General features: G+C 55.8%; 17 protein-coding genes and 3 pseudogenes. 18 read left to right on the top strand and 2 right to left on the bottom strand.

Annotation, left to right across the window (positions count from 1 at the left end; translation table 11 throughout):
- Positions 1 to 202 precede the first annotated feature (202 nt).
- On the top strand, positions 203 to 1,609 hold the full coding sequence (ehuR, locus tag AC0L7S_RS06240) for a MocR-like ectoine utilization transcription factor EhuR (RefSeq protein ID WP_473473557.1): 1,407 nt from the start codon (positions 203 to 205) through the stop codon (positions 1,607 to 1,609).
- A 304-nt stretch (positions 1,610 to 1,913) separates the two neighbouring features.
- On the opposite strand, the gene AC0L7S_RS06235 is transcribed toward ehuR, so the two are convergent.
- Together AC0L7S_RS06235 and AC0L7S_RS06230 are read right to left on the bottom strand one after the other, a co-directional pair.
- Positions 1,914 to 2,288, bottom strand: a complete 375-nt coding sequence (locus AC0L7S_RS06235; RefSeq protein ID WP_473473556.1) for a GtrA family protein — start codon at positions 2,286 to 2,288, stop codon at positions 1,914 to 1,916.
- A gap of 8 nt (positions 2,289 to 2,296) precedes the next feature.
- Positions 2,297 to 3,310 carry a glycosyltransferase gene (locus AC0L7S_RS06230; RefSeq protein WP_473473555.1) on the bottom strand — a complete coding sequence of 338 codons (1,014 nt, stop codon included), beginning with the start codon at positions 3,308 to 3,310 and terminating at the stop codon, positions 2,297 to 2,299.
- A gap of 117 nt (positions 3,311 to 3,427) precedes the next feature.
- On the opposite strand from AC0L7S_RS06230, the gene AC0L7S_RS06225 reads away from it, so the two are divergent.
- From AC0L7S_RS06225 to cofG, 17 genes and pseudogenes are all read left to right on the top strand, one after another.
- Positions 3,428 to 5,227, top strand: a complete 1,800-nt coding sequence (locus AC0L7S_RS06225; protein ID WP_473473554.1) for a GtrA family protein — start codon at positions 3,428 to 3,430, stop codon at positions 5,225 to 5,227.
- Positions 5,228 to 5,359: 132 nt separating this feature from the next.
- A pseudogene (locus tag AC0L7S_RS06220) lies at positions 5,360 to 6,708 on the top strand (putative bifunctional diguanylate cyclase/phosphodiesterase).
- Between the two features lie 155 nt (positions 6,709 to 6,863).
- Positions 6,864 to 7,631, top strand: a complete 768-nt coding sequence (locus AC0L7S_RS06215) for an SDR family NAD(P)-dependent oxidoreductase (RefSeq protein ID WP_473473553.1) — start codon at positions 6,864 to 6,866, stop codon at positions 7,629 to 7,631.
- Positions 7,628 to 8,572, top strand: coding sequence for a 2-dehydro-3-deoxygalactonokinase (locus AC0L7S_RS06210; protein ID WP_473473552.1), 945 nt, complete (start codon positions 7,628 to 7,630; stop codon positions 8,570 to 8,572). Before AC0L7S_RS06215 ends, AC0L7S_RS06210 begins: the two co-directional genes overlap by 4 nt.
- Complete coding sequence (locus AC0L7S_RS06205; RefSeq protein ID WP_473473551.1) at positions 8,569 to 9,207, top strand: 2-dehydro-3-deoxy-6-phosphogalactonate aldolase; 639 nt, start codon at positions 8,569 to 8,571, stop codon at positions 9,205 to 9,207. Before AC0L7S_RS06210 ends, AC0L7S_RS06205 begins: the two co-directional genes overlap by 4 nt.
- Positions 9,207 to 10,084: pseudogene (locus tag AC0L7S_RS06200) on the top strand (SMP-30/gluconolactonase/LRE family protein). The gene AC0L7S_RS06205 and the pseudogene AC0L7S_RS06200 overlap by 1 nt, the downstream one beginning before the upstream one ends.
- Positions 10,085 to 10,183: 99 nt before the next feature.
- Complete coding sequence (locus AC0L7S_RS06195) at positions 10,184 to 11,266, top strand: D-alanine--D-alanine ligase family protein (RefSeq protein ID WP_473474197.1); 1,083 nt, start codon at positions 10,184 to 10,186, stop codon at positions 11,264 to 11,266.
- A 304-nt stretch (positions 11,267 to 11,570) separates the two neighbouring features.
- Complete coding sequence (locus tag AC0L7S_RS06190; protein WP_473473550.1) at positions 11,571 to 12,728, top strand: ABC transporter substrate-binding protein; 1,158 nt, start codon at positions 11,571 to 11,573, stop codon at positions 12,726 to 12,728.
- A 551-nt stretch (positions 12,729 to 13,279) separates the two neighbouring features.
- Positions 13,280 to 14,152: a branched-chain amino acid ABC transporter permease gene (locus AC0L7S_RS06185; RefSeq protein ID WP_473473549.1), complete on the top strand. Its 873-nt coding sequence runs from the start codon at positions 13,280 to 13,282 to the stop codon at positions 14,150 to 14,152.
- The gene (locus tag AC0L7S_RS06180) at positions 14,149 to 15,192 is read left to right on the top strand and encodes a branched-chain amino acid ABC transporter permease (protein WP_473473548.1); all 1,044 of its coding nucleotides are present in this window, start codon (positions 14,149 to 14,151) and stop codon (positions 15,190 to 15,192) included. The genes AC0L7S_RS06185 and AC0L7S_RS06180 overlap by 4 nt, the downstream gene beginning before the upstream one ends.
- On the top strand, positions 15,192 to 15,986 hold the full coding sequence (locus AC0L7S_RS06175) for an ABC transporter ATP-binding protein (RefSeq protein WP_473473547.1): 795 nt from the start codon (positions 15,192 to 15,194) through the stop codon (positions 15,984 to 15,986). Before AC0L7S_RS06180 ends, AC0L7S_RS06175 begins: the two co-directional genes overlap by 1 nt.
- Positions 15,979 to 16,698: an ABC transporter ATP-binding protein gene (locus tag AC0L7S_RS06170; RefSeq protein WP_473473546.1), complete on the top strand. Its 720-nt coding sequence runs from the start codon at positions 15,979 to 15,981 to the stop codon at positions 16,696 to 16,698. Before AC0L7S_RS06175 ends, AC0L7S_RS06170 begins: the two co-directional genes overlap by 8 nt.
- 271 nt (positions 16,699 to 16,969) lie before the next feature.
- Positions 16,970 to 17,635, top strand: coding sequence for an NADPH-dependent F420 reductase (npdG, locus tag AC0L7S_RS06165; RefSeq protein WP_473473545.1), 666 nt, complete (start codon positions 16,970 to 16,972; stop codon positions 17,633 to 17,635).
- Between the two features lie 8 nt (positions 17,636 to 17,643).
- Positions 17,644 to 18,413: pseudogene (cofE, locus tag AC0L7S_RS06160) on the top strand (coenzyme F420-0:L-glutamate ligase).
- Entirely contained in the window at positions 18,410 to 19,417 is a 1,008-nt protein-coding gene (cofD, locus tag AC0L7S_RS06155) for a 2-phospho-L-lactate transferase (protein ID WP_473473544.1), read from the top strand. Before cofE ends, cofD begins: the two are co-directional and overlap by 4 nt.
- Positions 19,414 to 20,121, top strand: coding sequence for a 2-phospho-L-lactate guanylyltransferase (gene cofC, locus AC0L7S_RS06150; protein WP_473473543.1), 708 nt, complete (start codon positions 19,414 to 19,416; stop codon positions 20,119 to 20,121). Before cofD ends, cofC begins: the two co-directional genes overlap by 4 nt.
- A complete protein-coding gene (gene cofG / locus AC0L7S_RS06145; RefSeq protein ID WP_473473542.1) occupies positions 20,118 to 21,008 on the top strand; it encodes a 7,8-didemethyl-8-hydroxy-5-deazariboflavin synthase CofG in 891 nt (296 codons plus the stop codon). The genes cofC and cofG overlap by 4 nt, the downstream gene beginning before the upstream one ends.
- Positions 21,009 to 21,014 lie beyond the last annotated feature (6 nt).

Raw genomic sequence — 21,014 nt, 5'->3', positions numbered from 1 at the left:
ATACTCTCTCCAAAGCGAAGGAAATACTATTACGTTTAGTGCGTATATCAGTATAATACCTATCTTATTTTACCCTAATCACTTCAATCAAATAAATTCAAGTTACCCACGCCTCTTGTGCTCAACGGCTGTTGAAGGTAGGATTTGGGGTCAATAGTGTCAATTCGATTATTGACATTGTGTCAAAGAAACGAGAGCAGAGATGTGGACGCCGGAACTGAAGAAGGGCGCGGGGCCAATTTACCTTGCCATTTGCGATGCGATGGCCAGTGACATTGCCGAAGGGCGGCTGCTCCCTAGCGAAAGGCTGCCGCCGCATCGCGACCTCGCCTTTAGGCTCGCTGTAACGGTTGGTACGATTGCACGGGCTTACACCGAAGCGGCCGAGCGCGGCCTTGTCGTCGGCGAGGTTGGACGCGGGACGTTTGTCAATGATTTCGGTAATGATCGCGATAAAATAACCCGTCTCACTGTATCGGAAAAGCCGCAGCCGGAAGTAATTGACCTCGGACTCAATCTGTCAGCGATCGGCGAGGCCGAGGAAATTCTCAAATCGACTCTCAAGGATTTGGCGCGTTCAAACTCATTGGATTCACTGCTGACCTACCAGCCAAGTGCCGGCATGTTCTCGCACCGTGCAATCGCGGCCCAATGGCTTGGCCGCATCGGCGTATGCACTCATCCCGACAATGTCATAATCTGCAATGGTGGCCAGCACGGACTGATGCTGGCAATAATGGCGCTCGCCAGTCATGGCGAGTCGATTGCCACTGAAGGGCTTACTTATCCGGGGGTGAGAGCAATCGCGCACCAACTGGGCATCAACCTTTGCGCTCTGCCAATGGATAAGGAGGGGATCGACCCCGCTGCGCTGCGCGAGTTATGCGAAACAAGGAAGCCTAAAGCGCTGTATTGCATGCCTGTACTACAAAATCCGACAACGATTACGATGTCTGAAGCCAGGATGCACGAGATTGCACAAATAGCCGATCATTACGGGCTCTACATCATCGAAGACGACGTCTATGGGTTTTTGGCCGAAGAAAGGCCCGCACCTTTTGCCGCAATAATTCCAGAGCGGACGATCTATCTCACCAGCGCTTCGAAGAGTATGGCACCTGGCCTACGCATAGGTTTCTTGGCCGTGCCACCGAAATTATGTCGCTCGGTTCAGGAAATTGTGACGATGAGCAATTGGATGTCGGCACCCTTCATGGCTGCGATCGTAACCAATTGGATCGTTAACGGCTATGCCGACAAGATGATCTCCTGGCATCGCCAACAGGCGCGCGAGCGTCAGGATTTAGCGTATCAGATACTTGGCTCTTATACCCACCGCACCTCAATTGCCTGTTATCATCTGTGGCTGCAATTACCGGAGCCGTGGCGCATGGATTCTTTCTCTGCGTCTGCATTGCGCGATGGCGTTCGTGTGATAACGGCCGACGCGTTCTCCGTAAAACGAGACCACGCACCACATGCCATCAGGTTGTGCCTTGGAGCGGCGCATTCGCTGCCGGATATCGCATCCGGGCTTGATAGATTGGTTGAACTTCTAGGATCGCAACCAAAGCCGTATATGGACCTGCAATCAATTGGCTATTTATAATAGCCAATTATAGACGTCGCTGCGCCAAATATCTCTCAACTCTTTATATAAGCTGGGTGTTTCGACCAACGTTGTGACTGCAGCTCAACTGGGCATCTTGGCGACCAAAACAGATATTTCGGCAGTTGGTTGGGTTCGCGCGCTCGTGCCTGTTTGTGAATTTCACAGAACCCCATCCCCAGAGTGCAGATTACCAACCAACTGATTTAACAGTGCTTTCAGTGCGGGCATAAGGGCCAGACCTGCTCAATTTACGTTCTTATGGAAATGCACAATTTGTGGATATAACTGGATGCACGCCGCTCTAGCGGTCGAAAACGAGACGCGAATAACCAAGAAACGAGAATGCCATGGCAACCAGCGATGCGCCGACAAGCGCGCCAAGTGGCGGGGTGGCGGGAAAGGCAAAGAGAATTATCGCATAGACAAGATAATTCACGGCTGCTGTGGCGATGCCGACGCCACCGTAACGAGCACCCTCTACGACCATATTGCGGCTACTTGGCCCGAATGTCAGATGACGGTTGAACAGCCATGTGGAGATGAGAGCCATCCCAATCGACCCGATCCGTGCGGTCAGGGGGCCAAGCGACGTAAATGAAAGAAGCAAGGCAAGAACACCGGCATCGACAACGAATCCGACGCCGCCGGCAAGGACAAATCGGGCCAGACGTTTCATGGGCGTGTTCAGGCAGCTCGCCGTGGTTTGCCCGGCAGTGGCAGCTGCGGTGTAACAGCCTGTTCTGTGCCTGCATGTCGCTCACTGCGGTTTGACGGCATGCTAAGATAGAAAATGCGTTTCTGCTCCGCTCGACCCCGCGACACTGAATCGAGGATCAGTCCGGCAACCATCATCAGCAGGGAGAGCATGATAAAGACCATCGACAAAACCCATGTCGGCAATCGGGGCACCAATCCAGTTTCGAAATACTCGAACAGCACCGGCGTCATAAGTCCGAGGCCGGAAATCATAAAGAAAGTGGCAAATGCGCCAAAGAAACGCAGCGGCTGCGTTTCCTTCAACAGCATGGCAAACATCCAAAGGATTTTCGCTCCGTCACGATAGGTGGAGAGTTTCGAAGACGAGCCTTCGGGACGGCGGCCATAATCCAGCGCGAGTTCCGTCACCGGTAGCTTGAGCTGGGAAGCGTGAACCGACATTTCTGTTTCGATCTCGAATCCACTCGATACCGCCGGAAAGCTCTTGACGAAACGGCGTGTGAAAACACGGTAACCCGAAAAAATGTCTGTGAAGTCTCGTCCGAACAGATTTTTGTAAAGACTGTTGAAAATTCGGTTGCCGAATGCGTGGCCGGTGCGCCCGGCGTCGTCGGTTACGCCTCGCCGCGTTCCCACAACCATGTCGGCGCGTTCCGTCAATAGCGTGTTGACGAGTTGCGGTGCGTCCTCTGGCGCATAGGTGCCATCGCCATCAGCCATCAGGTAAATATCTGCCTCGACATCCGCGAACATGCGGCGCACGACATTGCCTTTGCCCTGGCGTGGCTCGCGAATAACTATGGCACCTGCGGCGCGCGCCTTCAGGGCGGTCAGATCGCTGGAATTGTTGTCGTAGACATAGATCGCCGCCACCGGCAAAGCCGCACGAAATCGTTGCACCACCTCGGCGATGGTCTGCTCTTCATTGTAGCAGGGCAAAAGAACGGCAATGGCCGGATGATCCGTAACTTCACTTGGCATGTCTGCCTCTCGCTATGCTGCGATCGCCGGGCTGAACGCGGCGTTCTATTGACTTTACTATTTATTGAAGCCGTTAAGGCTAGGTTTAAGTCTGCCGACAATTCTACAGGTCCACCCATGAACACTGCCGAGAACACGAATTCCGCATGGAAGCGCGATCTATGCTTGGTGTTCCTGGCAGTGCTGGTCACCTTCGCCGTCAATGCAGTTGCGGGCTTTCCAACATTGATTGACAATGGTGGCGACAATGACAGTCTGCTCAGGCTGGTCGAAGTGCGTGACCTGCTCGCTGGCCAAAACTGGTTTGACCTCAATCAATACAGAATGGGGCCTGAAGGCGGGTTTCTGATGCATTGGTCGCGTCTGGTCGACGCGCCAATCGCGGCAATCATCCTGATCGTATCCACACTGACGGGTAGTATGGCAATAGCCGAGGCCGCCGCAAAGGTTTTGTGGCCCGCAGCCTGTTTTGGAGCGACACTCTTCTTTCTTGTTCGTTCAAGTCGCACAGTCGGCGGGGAAAGTGCCGTTCTACCGGCAGTCATCATAGGTGCTTCGGCTTTGTATTTCATCGGGATATTTGATCCCGGCGCCTTAGACCACCACAATATCCAGCTGGCGCTGACCATGGCCAGCGTGGCATTTCTTCTCGGTGCACCGAAAAACAGCATTGCCGCCTATGTTTCGGGGATTTGTGCTGCTCTGACATTGGCTGTGGGCATGGAAACCGCGCCTTACGTTGCCGCGATCGGATTGAGTGTGGCGGGGTTCCTTGCCTTTGGTTCGGCGGCGGAGCGGCCAATTGCCAAGGGGTTCGGTCTCGGTTTTGCGGGCGCAGCAGCAATCGTCTTCATATCTACGGTGCGGCCGGCGGCCTGGGGTGAGGCGCATTGCGACGCATTCTCGGCTGTGCAGTTTGTTGTGGCTGTTGTCGCCGGCTTCGGTCTTGCCCTGATTGCATCATTGCCGCCAGCAAACCGCACAAGAGGGCGCTGCCTGGCGTCGCTCTTTGTGCTTGGTGGGATAATCGCGGCGGTAGTAAAACTGAAATTTCCCGAATGCCTTGCCGCGCCCTATGCAAGCCTTGACCCACGTCTTCGCGAGTTATGGCTCGATCATATTTCGGAAGCACGCTCCGTATTCGCGCTGAGCGCCGAAGATCCGGCTTCTGTGGTGGGGCGCTACGTAACGCCGCTCCTTGCTCTATTCCTGATGGCGCTTCACTTCCGCCGCGGACCGTGGCGCAGGCACGATAGCGTCGTGGCGGCAATCCTGCTTGCTGCATTCGCGGTCAGTATATGGCAGGTGCGTGGATCGACCTTTGCCGTGGCTTTCGCTGTCATTCCGCTCTCAGTCTGGGTAGCCGATTGGCGAATGCGGGCCAGCACCAATTCATCGCTCGGCTTTTCCTTGAAACTGGTAGCGGCTTGGCTTGTATCTCTTAACGTCGTTTGGATCGGCGTTGCGGCAGCCGCGGCCACAGCATTTGAAAACCAGGCTGGATCAAGCAAGGCACCCCCGTTGACGGAACTGTGCGACACTCAAGCGGACCTTGCGGCTTTGGCTGCGTTATCAGAAACGACGGTGCTTGCGACTTCCAATATGGGGTCACCGATTCTCGTATTCACCACGCACAGGGTGCTCGCAGGCCCCTATCATCGCAATGTAGAGGGCAATTTGATCGAGCTCGACACATTCATGGGTTCAGCCGATGCCGCGCGGGTGAGCATAACGCGCCATCACGTCGGCGTTGTCGCGATATGTCGAAACAATCCCGACACCAGCATAATCGTTGACGCTGCGCCCGGTGGTTTTCTTTCTCAACTCATGCAAGGCGAAATCCCGGAATGGCTTCAGCCTGTTGCCAAAACGATTGGAGAGCCGCTCGAACTTTACCGCGTTCGTAAAACGCTTTGACTGTTTTGGAACCGGGAATGGGACACGCAATTCGATCATTTATCTTTGTGCATTTTCCTCTGCTGAAGATACGTTTCCTAAAGAGTTTGCTGCCATGTTGCACCGAAATACGCTTCAAGAACAGGAAAGCCGATGCAGACGCCGTTTAGCACCGGGCAAATAAACCGGGACGGGACGGACCTGGCTTTCACCGATGCATTGACCGGGCTTGGCAATCATCGGCGCTTTTTCGACAAGGTGGACCGTCTGATTAGCGACAGGTCGGATGACCCGGCACCGTTTGCCGTCGGAATTCTCGATCTCGATGGTTTCAAACCAATCAATGACTTGTTCGGACAAAAAGCCGGGGACGACATATTGATTCAGGTGGCGATGCGTCTGCGCGCCTCCATGGACAGCTATTCGACCGTTTGCCGCATTGGCGCGGATGAATTCGCGTTTCTGTATCCGATGGTGTTCAGCGAAGAAGCCGCGAGCGAGCGAGCCCGGATGCTGACCGAAATCCTCTCCGCACCTTATGATGTGGGCGAACGAACAGCCAGACTGTCGGCATCCACAGGATGTTCGCTTTTTATTCAGGCGACGAGACCACCGAAATTCTCGTCAACAAAGCCGAAACAGCGCTATATCACGCCAAGCGCTGCGGGCGCGGTCAGGTTGTTGTCTATACCCGTGAAATGGAAGAAGCGGCCAAGCGTGTGACCCGTATTGAACAGGCGCTGCGTCGTGCCGTCTCTGCCGGAGAGGTTGAGCCGCATTTCCAGCCGATTGTCGATCTCACCAGTCGTCGCACGGTCGGCTTTGAGACATTGGCACGCTGGACGGACCGGGACCTTGGCCCTGTCTCGCCTGTCGTATTCATTCCCATCGCTGAAGAACGCGGGATAATTGGCCCTTTGTCCCAGTTGGTTTTGAGGAAGGCGACCGAGGCTGCTCGAAATTGGCCGAAAGATCTGTTCCTGTCTTTCAATTTGTCGCCATCGCAACTTGTCGATCAAAACACCGGGCTCCACATCCTTTCCATTCTGGATCGCACCGGCTTCGATCCACACAGGTTGGAAATAGAGATCACCGAAACCGGCTTGATGAACGATCCGGCGTCCGCCGAGAAAATTGTCGAAGACTTGCGCCGTGTCGGCATCAGGGTCTCCCTGGATGATTTTGGCACCGGACAATCATCGCTTGGTCGCTTGCGCGAATTTCACTTCGACAAACTCAAGATTGATCGCGCATTCGTGTCCTCCATCCTCGATGACAGACCATCCGAGCACATCATTCGGGCCATCCTTGCAATGTGTGAGGGCCTCGGCATGGATGTTGTTGCAGAAGGCATCGAAGAAGAAGCGCAAGCCGATAGGCTTGTTCAATTCGGTTGCAGCGGCGGGCAGGGCTATCTGTTCGGCAAACCGATCGATGCCGATGCCACACTTGGATACTTGCGCGATACGTTTCGTGCTGGAGCACACGCACGCGCAAGTTGACGCTGATGCTGGTCGGTTCGCTATCGCATCTTGCAAGTGCACTTCACATTTTGTAGGACAAATACCATAGTATCTGCAAATTCGTGTTTGCTGGCGTGCCTCTTGCGGATAGGGTGTGCGGCGGTTGACTGTGGTTCAGATCGGAGAACACATTCATGATGCCATCGGCCCGATTTTCCGACCTTGAAGGCGCATCGGTGCTGATTACCGGCGGTGGTTCTGGAATAGGTGCCAAACTCACCGAAGGCTTTGTTCGCCAAGGTGCCAAGGTTGCATTCATAGATATTGCCGAACAACCGAGCCGGGCGCTCTGTGATGAACTCGAAAAATTGGCTGGCTGCCGACCGCTTTATCTAAAAGCAGATCTGCGCGATGTTGCAGCCTTGCGCGACGTTACACAACAAGCCGCGAAAGCGCATGGACCGGTCACGGTTCTGATTAACAACGCAGCCAATGACGTGCGTCATGCGGCAGAAGATGTCACGCCGCAAGAATGGGATGACAATCAGACAATCAACCTCCGGCCGCATTTTTTCACCGCACAAGCCGTCATCGCCGGGATGCAGGAGGCTGGCCACGGCTCGATCATCAACTTTACCTCGACCTCATTCATGCTCAATATCGGCGACATGCCTGCCTACACCGCTGCCAAGGCTGGCATTATCGGGCTGACCAAGGGGCTGGCCGGCCGCTACGGCAAGGACAATATAAGGGTCAATGCGATTGCACCCGGCTGGGTGATAACTCAACGCCAGCGCGATTTGTGGGTCACAAAAGACAAGCTGGATAGTCACGTTGAACGCCAGGCGATCCCCAGGATCATGCAGGCCGACGACATGGTCGGGCCTTGTCTGTTTCTTGCCTCCGATGCGTCGTCAATGCTGACGGCGCAAACATTGATAGTCGATGGCGGCATGCTTTGAACGGGACGCCAGCAATCGCCGCTGTTGATTGGGGTACAACGCGTATTCGCGTCTGGCTGCTCGATGAGACCGGAGCCGTATTGGCCGAGAGGCGCGGTGATGATGGATTGATTGCCGCACAGGAAATCGGGTTTTCAACTGTGCTGCAGGGCCATCTCGCGGCCTTGTCCGCAGGAGAAAAACTTCCGGCAATTATCTGTGGCATGGCAGGTTCGCGGCAGGGTTGGATTGAAGCGCCCTACGTCGATACGCCAACGTCAATCCGCTCTATCCTGAAGGGCGCGATGCGTGTTGAGAGCGAGCACCGCGATGTACGTATCATTCCCGGTCTTGCACAACGATCCTCGAATAGCCCTGATGTGATGCGCGGTGAGGAGACGCAACTTGCCGGTGCGGGATTGCCTCCAACTGGTAATCACCTCGTCTGCATGCCGGGCACGCATTCGAAGTGGGTAGCGGTTGAGGACGGTTCTGTCGCAGGCTTTGGTACGTGGCCTACCGGCGAGTTGTTTTCAGTGCTGGCGGCACATTCGATCTTGCGCCATTCGCTTGGTGACAACTTCGCAGAAATTGGTGCGGACAATGCTAATTTCCAACGCTGGTGTCGTGCGGCCCTGAAGGACGGTGGCGATATCACTCCCAGATTGTTTTCGATCCGCGCGGCCAGCCTGCTTCAGGGCTTGAAATCGGACGATGCTGCGGCTTCCCTTTCGGGTCTCCTGATTGGCGGAGAAGTTGCGTCTGCCCGGCGTCGCTACAATCCGGCAAATGGGTCTGTTGTCTTGGTCGCCTCAGGCGGGCTCAGTCAACTCTACGCCGCGGCCCTCGGCCTTGCCGGATTGACGGTCAGACGAGTTGATGCGGACGATGCGGTACGTTCCGGCCTGCTGGAGGCCGCACGGCAAAACCACATGATGACCGAGATCGGGGCCGCGATATGACACAGCCCACCGTCTTTCCAAATTTGAAGCGAGGCCTTGTCGCTATTTTGCGCGGGCTCAAACCGGAACAGGCGGTCGAAGTTGGGCATGCGATATTCGAAGCCGGGATTGAAGCTATCGAGGTTCCGTTGAACTCTCCCGATCCCTTTTCGTCAATTGCAACTCTGGTTGCGGCGCTGCCTGCGACGGCACTCGTGGGGGCTGGAACAGTGCTGACACCTGCAAATGTCGACAGCCTCGCCAAAGCTGGTGGTCGCTTGCTGGTCAGCCCGAACATAGACGCAGACGTGATGCGCCAGGCCGCGCATTATGGCATGGTCACCATGCCAGGTGTGTTTACACCCTCCGAAGCATTTCAGGCGATACGTTGTGGCGCATCGGCGTTGAAGTTTTTCCCCGCAAGTGTGCTCGGTGCCAACGGCATTGCTGCGATGCGCGCCGTATTGCCTGCCGAGGTGAAGGTGGGAGCCGTGGGGGGCGTATCGGAGAAGGATTTTGCAGCCTATCTGGCTGTCGGCGTATCTGTATTCGGGCTTGGTTCCAGCTTGTTCAAGCCTGATATGAGCCTGGAAGAGGTTCGGCGACGGGCGCAGGCTGCCGTAGCCGGCTGGGATACAGCGGTGAAGGCAAACTAATGGCCACTGAAACAGTTTCCATTTTCTCGGACCATGTCTGCGAACTCGGTGAAGGTCCGACATTCGACCCGACCACGGGCAGCTTGTTCTGGTTCGATATTGCCAATGGAAAATTGATCGAGCAAAGCGCACCCGGTGTTGATGCGACAAGCCACGACATTGGCGAGATGGCCAGTGCGCTGGCCATCATCGACGGGAAGCGCCAATTGATCGCCACGGAAACCGGCCTGCATGTGCGCGATGTCGCGACGGGTAAGCTGAGCTTGCACACCGCGATTGAAGCCAACAATCCAAAGACGCGCTCCAATGATGCACGGGTCCACCCCAGTGGTGCATTCTGGGTCGGGACGATGGGCAAGAATACAGAAGAACACGCGGGCGCAATCTACTGGTTTTTTAAAGGCGAATTGCGCACGCTTTATTCCGGCATTTCCATTCCCAATTCGATCGCGTTCTCATCAGATGGAACGATTGCTTATTTCACCGATTCGGCAACGGGTGTTCTCATGAGAACGAAATGCAATGCAGAGACCGGCTTACCCGAAGGTGAAGCTAAACCTTTTGCCGACAGGGAGGGGGAACGGGCAATCACGATGGGTCTGTCGTTGATCTCGATGGGACGCTTTGGAATGCGCGCTGGGGTGAAGGCCGGATCACCGCATATGCTGCGAATGGCGAACTCGTGCGCTCGATCGCGTTGCCGGCGGCCCAGCCGACATGTCCTGCATTTGTTGGCAAGAATGCCGACCGTTTGATTGTGACGTCCGCCTGGTCTGAGATGGACAAAAACCAACGCGCCGCCGATCCATTGGCTGGAAAGACCTTTTTGATAGACATTCCAGTACGCGGTCGCTTTGAACCTCGCGTCCTGATCTGACTTCTGTCAAACCGGCGTCGACGCCATGTCGATTTTCAGCAAGCGAACATAATTAGCAGCGTCAAACTACGCTTGTGATTGATCGACATTGCCGGGTTTATTTCCATGCAGGTCCCTAAGCTCATCCTGGTCCACGAGCCGGAGAACGTTTGCCGCGATAGGCTTGTCACCAGCGGCTATGATCGCGCTGCCGCTGCCGAAATTTCTTCATATTTGGCACAATCGAGCGACCTTGCGTTGGAGTTCGACACATTGGTTGCAGCTTGCAGGGCGCAGGGCGTGGCATTCGAACCCATTGAACTGGATGAGGCGGCGAGCCATCTCGCCCGCCAAAACCCGGCGACGACGCTGGTCTGGACATTGACCGACGGCGTTGCCTATTTTCGTGGAAGTGCGTCACCCGCTCTTGCGCGGCTAAATGGGCTCCTCACGATAGGCTCCGACGATTCCCTGTTTGCTCTTTGCCAGAACAAGTTTCGCTCAGGCGCGGTGTTGGGTGCGCTTGGCCTGCCTGTTCCCGCCGCGGGCCTCGCTCGAAATGGTGAGTGGCTGGTAGAGCCGTGCCGCTCCAGCCACGGATGGTTTGTCAAGCCGAACCGCCTGGGTGCCAAGGTGGGAATCTGGCCGGATTCGCATTGCGACGATCTCACTCATGCGCTCGAAATCAGCCGCCGCATATATAACGCTTATCACGATGATGCGCTTGTGCAGCCCTATGTCGGCGGGCGCAATGTCAGGGCAAGCTTTCTTGGCCTGCAGTCTGATAGCGGTGTCGAAGCTCTTGGTGTTTCCTTTGTCGATTCCCAGGCGGATTTTCAGACAATGGCCGACAGTATGGCCTTGTATGGAGAAACAGGCGAGGCGGCGAAGGCGCGCGGACACTATGCCGAGCCTGTGCTCGCTGCCGTTCGCAAGACGCAACCGGAGGCGGACAGACGGATTCGCAAGATTGCCGCGCGCCTCGTCGACGCACTTGGCTTGCGCGATGTTTTCTCGATTGATCTGCGTGTGGAGGCTGACGACACCATACATCTCATCGAGTTCGAGGTTTGCCCCGGTTTGCCATGTTTCGATTTCCGGGATTATTGCAAAACGCAATGGAACATGGATCTGGCCGATGCGATGGCTGCGGCCGCCGCAAATCGCCTTCGCGTTTTCTCGCCGCGGGTGACCGACGCCTGACTGGATCGCTGCGGCCCGCCCGTCAAGTTGATTGATCGCAATCTGGACCGGCTTCGGCCACTTTTTATGGCGTGAGTGCGGACTCATCCGAACGGGTGAGCTTCAACAAGAAAAATGTATTTGCATTAACATTCTAAAAATAGGATGATAGGAACGTTAGTGCATAGGGCACCCGATTTCACCTGCCTTCTCGATAGGAAACCGCGAACGACCAAGAAGGCAGGATGGCGTATTCGAAAACCGCGATACTGCCGTGAATTCGTAAGTGGCACGTCCTGAGCCAATTTCACCCGGAGGAGAATTCATGAAGAAACGCACGCATATTATAACATCCATGGCACTGTCGCTGTTCATGGGTACGGCTGGCCTAGCAAGTGCCGATACAATCAAGATCGGCGTGAACCAGCCGCTGACTGGTCCTTTCGCCGCATCTGGCACCTACATTGTCGACGGGGCGAAAATCGCCGCTGAAGAGATCAATGCCAATGGCGGAATTCTCGGCAACCAGGTTGAACTGGTTATCGAAGACAACAAGAGCAACCCGACCGAAGCTGCTGCCGTTGCTGAAAAGCTTATCGAGAGCGACAAAGTACCGGTGATGATGGGTGCCTGGGGTTCCAGCCTGACGCTTGCGGCGATGCCGAAGTTGATGCAGTACGAAGTGCCAATGCTGGTGGAGACATCGTCTTCCAGCAAGATCACCAAGCAGGGAAATCCTTATATTTTCCGTATTTCGCCGCCATCATGGGTTGAGGCGGCGCTGTTCAAGACACTCTTGCCCAAACTGACCGTCAAGAAAGTGGATTTTCTTGGCATCAATAATGATTGGGGCCTCGGCACCATGAAGGACTTCACCACGATGTTGGAGGGTGAAGGTATTGAGGTCGGTCTATCCGAGATCATGGACCAGTCTGCTCAGGACATGAGCGCACAGCTTTCCAAGATCAAGGCGTCCGATTCGGATACGATCATCGTGACGACCGCTGTGGAGCAACTGACGCTGGTTCTCAAGCAGGCTGCCGCGCTCGGCATCACCAAGCAGATCATTACCACGGGCGGGTCGCAGAACCCGGATCAGTTGATTGATCAGGCTGGGTCGGCTGCCAATAACACGAAGCACATGGTGTTTTTCGCGCCATGGGATCCGGACAAGACACCTCATCCAGATCAGGCGAAGGCTTTCATCGAAGCTTGGGCCAAGTCCGGTCACGATAAGGCAGGTTTGACGGAGAGCTATCGTGGCTATGATGGCATTCGCGTCATCAAGGCAGCCATCGAGAAGGCAGGCGTCGCTGAGCCGAAGGCGATCAGGGATGCGTTCTGGCAGATCGAAGTTCCGACGCTGAATGGCACGGTGACCTTCGTGAAAGATGGTCCAGAAGGCAAGGAAAGCGGCCAGTATATGGCAAATGGCACCTTGATCACGATCGTCGACGGCAAAATCGTACTGCCGGACTCCTGATCATCCAGCGGTTCCAGAAAAACCCCGGTGGCTTTGCTGCCGGGGTCTTTTTTCGTTTCAGGGGTTGGAAATTGCGGCTCCCGCCGCGATGCTTTCAAGAGGGTTCTTTTTGTCGCAGCGCAAACCCGGCAGGACGTGGCAATTGCGTTGGGAATTCGAGAAAAACAGCTTGAACGAGGCCTATATTTATCTTATCATGATACTAATGATAGTATGACACAGAAAATTGCCGCCCGCTCCCTGTGTATTTCATTGTGCATGAGTGGGTGATGTAGCGTTGTCGCAAAGAGGGCGGCAAATCAGGTGTCGGTGGCAATGCAAAGGTTCGCATCATCGGAACCTGCGCAGGGAGGAACAGATGATGCCGGACATTGAATAGTGCCATATTCGCGGCCCAATGCGGTTGCGTGATCGCGCAAAGTCGCGCGCCTTTCCGAGAAATAATATGGCCTTGTGACTGTCGATCTGGAGCGGGCAGAAGTCCATATCAATCATATGCCTCGGCCACTGAGAAATCGACGTTAGTTCGGGTAACGGGATAGGAACAGTCATTGGATCAGCTACTTCAGCATCTCGTCAATGCGCTCATCATGGGTGGCACTTACGCCCTGTTGGGGATCGGCCTTACACTGATCTTCGGCATCATGAAGATCGTCAACTTCACCCATGGCGAACTTTACGCCTTCGGTGCCTATATGATGTACTTTTTCGCCGTTATCCTCGGGATGGATTTCTTCATCTCGATTGCCTTTGCCGTTGTAGCGGGCATGGTGCTGGGCGCTGCAATCGAGTTCACATTGCTGCGCTCAAAACGCGGTGCCGACATAGACACGACCATGCTGATCATGATCGGTGCCTGGATCGTGATGCAGAACACTGAGCATTTGATTTGGGGCGGTGTTGCCAAATCCATCGCCTCGCCATTGCCGGTGGAGCCGCTGGTCATCGGTCCGATCTCGATTTCCTGGCTGCGCGTCATGGTTCTCATCATCGCACTCCTGCTTATCGGGGCCACCTATCTGGTCATCAATCGCACCAAGCTTGGCAAAGCGATGCGTGCGACGTTCCAGGACACCGGCACTGCCGCTCTCATGGGCGTCAACATCAACGCGATCTACACCATGACATTCGCGCTCGGCTCCGCACTGGCTGCGGCTGCCGGTGCGCTGCTTGGACCCGTCTTCGTGGTTGCTCCTACCATGGGCGATCTGGCATCGCTCAAAGCCTTTGCGATCGTTATTCTAGGCGGTCTTGGAAGCGTTACCGGAGCGGCGATCGGCGGCTTCATACTGGCTTTCGCCGAGGAAATCGGTGCCGGCTACATTTCATCCGGATACCGCGATGCGATGGGCTTCATCATCATCATCGTTGTTCTTCTCGTTAAGCCTACAGGGCTGTTTGCCCGATCGGAGCGCGTCGGATGAAACGTCTGATACCTTACATTTGTTTTCTGTTCTTCGCGAGCGTGCCGCTGTGGCTGCAGGATCAGTATTTCCTACATACGTTGGTCGTCACCGGCATTTTCATCCTCGCTGCCATGAGCCTGAACCTCCTGCTAGGCTATACCGGGCAGCTCAGCCTCGGCCATGTCGCGTTCTTCGGGATTGGTGCCTATACGAGCGCGCTGACATCAGTTGGATTCAGCATATCCTTGTTCGGCATTCAGATTACGCATGAGCCTTGGCCTGCATTCATCGGCGTGATTTTGGGAACCATTGTTGCCGGCTTGTGCGGCTATCTCATCGGCAAGCTGTCTTTCCGTGTCCGCGGTGCCTATTTCGTTATTGTCACGATCAGCTTTGCGGAAGTGGTTCGCCTCGTCGCACTGAACTGGGTCGAGCTCACCAATGGGCCACTGGCTTTGCCAGGCATTCCGCCGCTTACGCTAGGTTTTGACTGGACCGGCTATATGACATTGTGGGGCAAAACGGCGAACTACTACGTCGTATTGGCGGCAATCGTCATTGCCTATCTGATCATCAAGCGATTGGTCTATTCGCCCTTCGGTCGCGCCATGATCGCATTGCGCGAGAATGAGACCCTGGCCATGTCGGTCGGTGTCAGCGTTACCAAATACCTCGTTCTGGCAACCATTGTTTCCGGCGCTATGGCGGGGACGGCAGGCAGTCTATATGCGCATTACATCCAGATCATCGATCCGATGATATTCATGTTCCTGAACACGGTAACGATGGTCATCATGGTTATTACCGGTGGCAAGGGAACGCTGGCAGGGCCGCTCGTCGGAGGCGTAATCTTTGGCGTAACCCCGGTCATTCTCCGCTCCTATGTCGGCCCGGAATTCCAATGGATACTGTATGGGCTTTTGATGATCGTGATCGTATTCGTTCTGCCCCAGGGTATCGTTCCGGCGATAGAGCGCTGGTTCGGCGGTTCATCGAAAGATGCTGCTGATGGAGGCGCGGGCTCCCTGGCCCTCGAGACAAGCAAGGGACAAAGCTGATGAGCGAACAGGCAGTTTCCCCACGGCCAATCCTCACCATTGAGCATGTGGCTGTTCATTTCGGTGGGCTTGTCGCCATCTCCGATCTTGATTTCCATGTCAATGAAGGCGAACTGGTCAGCCTCATCGGGCCAAACGGTGCCGGTAAGACGACAGCGTTCAACGTCATTACGGGCTTTCTCAAGCCGACCAAAGGCAGGGTTCTTTTTCAAGGCACGCCACTTACAGGTCTCAAGCCTCACGAAGTAACGGGGCTTGGGTTGGTGCGAACTTTCCAGCGAACCAGCGTGTTTGAGAACATCTCGGTGTTTGAAAATGTTCTGATCGGCCTGCACCGTCGTACCGCCGCAAGCTTGTTTGGCACGATCCTGTCACTCCCAAGGGAGCGCAGGGCTGAAGAAGCGTTGCGGGAAGAGGCGTGGGAGGTTCTGAAGACGGTCGGCATTGATCATCAGGCCGACGAATTGGGCGGCAGCCTTCCTTATGGCGATCAACGGTTGCTTGGCGTGGCGCTGGCGCTTGCCGCCAATCCATCGGCCCTGCTTCTCGACGAACCGGTTTCAGGGATGAATGCCTCCGAGACTTCCCGCTTCATAAATCTGCTGAACAAGCTGCGTGCAAGAGGCAAGACCATTCTTCTGGTCGAGCATGATATGCCGATGGTGATGGACGTTTCCGACCGTATCGTCGTTCTCAATTATGGGCGCATCATTGCCAATGGCACTCCATCGGAGATCCAGAATGATCCCGAGGTCATTCAGGCTTATCTGGGACAGGGAGTTAAGCATGCTTGAGATCCGCAATCTGGTTTGCCGCTATGGCAAGGTCACGGCCCTCAAGGGCATCACGCTGACGGTGCCGGAAAAGCAGCTTGTGGTTCTGGTTGGTGCCAATGGTGCCGGAAAGAGCACAACCTTGCGCGCGATTTCCGGCCTTGTTCCGGCAGCAGAGGGAGAAATCCTTTTTTGCGGAAAGCCGATAACAGGGTTGTCCGCTGGTCGCATTCTGGCTCTTGGCATCGCGCACTGTCCGGAAGGTCGGCGGGTTTTCGGTGACATGTCGGTGATCGAAAATCTGGAAATGGGCAGCTATCTGCGCAAGGACAGCAAGGAGATTGCTTCTGACCTCGAGCGCATTTTCGGGCTGTTCCCGAGGTTGGCCGAACGCCGCAAGCAGGTTGCGGGCACGCTGTCGGGAGGCGAGCAGCAGATGCTGGCTATCGGGCGGGCGTTGATGTCGCGGCCAAAGCTTATCATGTTCGATGAGCCTTCGCTGGGCTTGGCACCCAATATCGTCGAGCAGACTTTCGAGATCATCCGTGGCATTCGCGAATCTGGAACCACCGTCCTCATGGTTGAGCAAAATGCTTACGCAGCACTCGACATGTGCAATTACGCTTATCTGCTGGAGGTCGGCGCGATGGTGCTTGAAGGGCCCGGTGAAAAGTTGATCAGCGACCCGCATGTGCGCGAAGCCTATCTCGGCGTTGGCCTCACCCACGCCTGATTGAGCAATGTGCACCACTGCCATGTGTTCGCCGGAAAAGATCGACCATTGCGCCTCGAACGGGTGTCGATGTGGTTCGTGGAAATGAAATCCTTGCGTGACAGACCCCTGTCACGCAATTCGCATTATCCGGGTAAATCAAACTTGTATCATCATTCTATTAATAGTATGTATTGTGAATGGCAAAGCTCCAGCGCATGGCGATCAGTTCCGTAATGCGTCGCGGCTTTCGCGAAGATAGCGTCACAATGCAATCATGAGGTTTGAAAAAATGTCCAATATTTCCAAGCCGGTCATCGGCATAATCGGAGGGACTGGCGACCTCGGTTCAGGTTTGGCAAAAGGCTGGGCTGCTGCGGGCTACAAGGTGGTGATCGGTTCGCGCTCGCGCGAAAAGGCTGCCACACTTGCGCCCAGCCTGGGCGCAAGCGTATCCGGCGATGACAATGTTGGCGCGGCAAGCGCTGCGGAAATCGTTGTTCTGGCCGTTCCCTTTGCCAGCCACGATGCGACTATTGAAGAAATCAAACATGCGGTACAGGGCAAGATCGTTGTCGATGCCGCTGTTCCGCTGGTGCCGCCGAAGGTCTCAACTGTCCAGCTTCCGAGTGCGGGTTCTGCGGCGCAAATCGCACAAAAACTGCTTGGCGAAGGGGTGAGGGTTGTTTCGGCCTTCCATAATGTCGGCGCTGCAAAACTTCACACCGGTGGTCGTGCCAATTGCGATGTGCTCGTTTTCAGTGATGACAAAGACGCGCGCAATGCGGTCATTGAGATTGCCGGTGCCGTCGCAACGCGCGGCGTCGGCGGTGGCGTGCTTGCCAATTCGGCTGCAGCCGAAGCCCTGACCTCCGTGCTGATCTGGATAAACCGGCACTACAAGGTGCCAGGTGCTGGAATCAGCATTACCGGTCTCGAAAACAACTTCGGGGAATGACGTAAAGAATGCCTGTCGCGCCCGTTTCATTGACTGCCTTGCCGGGTATCCCGCTGGTCGAACCAGGTGACGATCTCGCCGGGATCGTTATCGGTGCGCTCAAAAAAGCGGTCTCGGGCTTGTTGATGGCGATATTCTGGTTCTTGCCCAGAAAATCGTGTCGAAGGCGGAAGGATGTTATGTCGATCTCAGCGACGTAAAGCCTTCCGAGAGGGCGCGTGAACTCGCAACCAGGCTTCGAAAAGATCCGCGCCATGTGGAGGTGGTACTGACCGAATCCGAGGATATCGTGAAGGTCGGCGAGAATGTCATCATCGCCGCGCATAAGCTTGGTTTCGTCATGGCCAATGCCGGGATAGATGAATCCAATATCAGTCATGGCGATAGCGGTAGCCGGGTTCTTCTGTTGCCGCGCGACCCTGACGGTTCGGCGGCTGAGTTGAAGCGGCGTCTGGATGTGGAATTTGGTGTCGATATCGGCATTGTCATCAATGACAGTTTCGGGCGTCCATGGCGCAACGGCATTGTCGGTGTGGCCTTAGGTGCCGCCGGCATTCCATCGGTGGTAGATCGTGTTGGCAGCAAGGATCTGTTCGGGCGCGAGTTAAAGGTAACCGAGATCGGCTTCGGCGATGAACTGGCATCGGCAGCGTCACTTTTGATGGGGCAGGCTGATGAAGGGCTTCCCGTAGTCCATATCCGCGGCGTGCGCACTTCGGCTCCAGGTCGGCCGGCATCGTCGCTGATCAGGAACCGGGAAAGAGACATGTTTCGATGAGTGTGGTGGGCGCAAAACAAGCAATCACGACGAAAACCGACGGGCGTGTCGTGGCGCTTTGCGGAGGCGTTGGCGGTGCCAAGCTGGCATTCGGCTTGACCCGCGCGCTCGGCTCGGATCTCACGGTCATCGTCAATACGGGAGACGATTTCGAGCATCTCGGGCTGCTGGTTTCGCCCGATCTCGATACGGTTCTTTATACGCTCAGCGGCATCGCCAACAAGGAATTGGGCTGGGGCCGTGGCGATGAAAGCTGGAATTTCATGGAAGCGCTCGATCATCTCGGCGGCGAAACATGGTTCCGTCTTGGCGACCGCGACCTGGCCTTGCATGTTCAGCGCACCCATCAGCTAAGCTTGGGGCGTACGCTGACCGATTTCATGAGCGAGGCAGGCGAGCGTCACGGTATTCCTGCGCGAATCCTGCCGATGTGCGATGACCCGATACGCACCATGGTGGCGACATCCGAGGGGTATCTTCCTTTCCAGCGCTATTTCGTTGAACGCCGTTGCACGCCACAGCTCAATGGCATCGTTTTCGAAGGCGTCGACAAAGCCCGGCCGTCCGCCGCTGTACTGGAAGCGCTACGCGCACCGGATTTGCGCGCCATCATCATTTGCCCATCCAATCCATTTCTGAGTATTGATCCTATTCTTGCGGCACCAGGAATTCGCGCGGCACTGGAGCAGGCGAAAGTGCCGGTCGTCGCTGTATCGCCGATAATTGGCGGAGCGGCGGTCAAGGGACCGACGGTCAAGATCATGGCCGAACTTGGCATACCGGCCACATCGCACGCCATATCGCAGCACTATGGTGGTCTGCTGCATGGCCTCATCATCGACGAGGCAGATGCAGCCGATCGCGACACTATTGGTGTGCGTGTTCATGTTGCCCCCACCTTGATGACCAATGACGATGAGCGCGAAAGGCTGGCCCATGAAGTGCTCGCGTTCGCCGATCAACTCCATTGCGGTCAAGAACTTGCAGCGAGGGCAAGCCAATGACGGCAAGCACCCACAAGCCGGCAGGCATATGGGCGCTGGTGCCGGCCAAGCAATTGGATCAGGCCAAATCGCGCCTGTCCGACGTGCTCGATTCACAGATGCGTAAAACGCTCGCACGGGCGATGTTTCGTGATGTGTTGAGAACGCTGGCCTGCGCTAGCGGCCTTTCGGGCATCCTCGTCGTAACCAACGACGCGGAAATCGCGCTGGTCGCCGATTCTTTCGGGGCCGCCGTTATTCCCGACCCTGACGAGATCGGGCTCAATGCGGCCATCGCGCATGGAATGCGCTGGCTTGATGCGGCGCATAAGGATGGCGTCGTGGTTGTTCCGGCAGATATTCCTTTCCTTACATTGCCGGAACTCAACGCGGTGCTTGCTGCCATGCGTTTCAGCCCTGTGGTCATTGCACCTGCAATTCGCGACGGTGGGACCAACATATTGGCCGTATCACCTCCATCAAGTCTGCAACCCATGTTCGGAACGAACAGTTTTGCCCGTCACGTTGCAGCGGCGCGCGCTGCCGGGATTGAACCCATAACGATGAACCTTGAAGGCGCTGGCCACGACATAGATGTCGCTGCGGACCTCGTCTTTACGCACACTAACAATCCGGCGAGCCATACGCGCGCTTGCCTGGCGCGCGCGGCGCCCACGTACTTTCCGGCCTTGGCCGGATCAGCAAAGGAGGTATCGGTGCTATGAGCGGCCAGTTGCAATTTACCAAGTTCGCGCAGGATCGCCGCCTGACTCGTGAAGAAGCGCTTTCACTCGTGGATATCGAGGATTTGTCGTCGCTGATGTCGGCTGCAGCGGCCCGCCGCGACGCTGCCCATGGCAATGATGTATCCTATTCGCGAAAGGTCTTCATTCCGCTGACGCAGCTTTGTCGCGACGTTTGTCACTACTGCACCTTCGCGCATCCGCCCCGCAAGGGTGAGCGCGCCTTCATGACCCGCGAAGAAGTTCTCGCAATCGCCGAGGCTGGCAAGAAAGCCGGTTGTAAAGAGGCGCTCTTTACCTTGGGCGACAAGCCTGAACTTCGCTACAGGCAGGCTCGTGAGGAACTCGCGGAATTGGGTCATGCGACAACGCTATCCTATCTCGCTGAGATGGCCGAAATGGTATTGCGTGAGACGGGCCTTCTACCCCACGTCAATCCGGGATTGCTGACGAGCGAGGATGTTGCTTCGCTTCGCCGTGTGTCGATTTCGCAAGGCATCATGCTTGAAAGCACATCGCAGCGTCTTTGCGCCAAGGGTGGTGCCCATTACGGCTCGCCCGACAAGGTGCCTGCGGCACGCCTTGAAACAATCAACGAAGCGGGCAAGCAGGCCGTTCCGTTCACCACTGGCATTTTGATCGGCATTGGTGAAACGCGTGCCGAGCGCATCGACGCGTTGCTGGCCTTGCGCGACATCAATGACCAGCACGGGCATATTCAGGAAATCATCGTTCAGAATTTCCGGCCAAAACTTGGCACCCGCATGGCCAATGTTGAAGCACCTTCGCTCGAGGACCATTTGTGGACCATTGCCGTGGCAAGGTTGCTGTTCGAGCCGGAAATGAATATCCAGGCTCCCCCAACCTGAGTCCGG

Source organism: Mesorhizobium sp. G2-6-1, assembly GCF_055809095.1.
The sequence above is the reverse complement of the archived record's forward strand: the minus strand, read 5'-3'. Positions and strand labels throughout refer to the sequence as shown.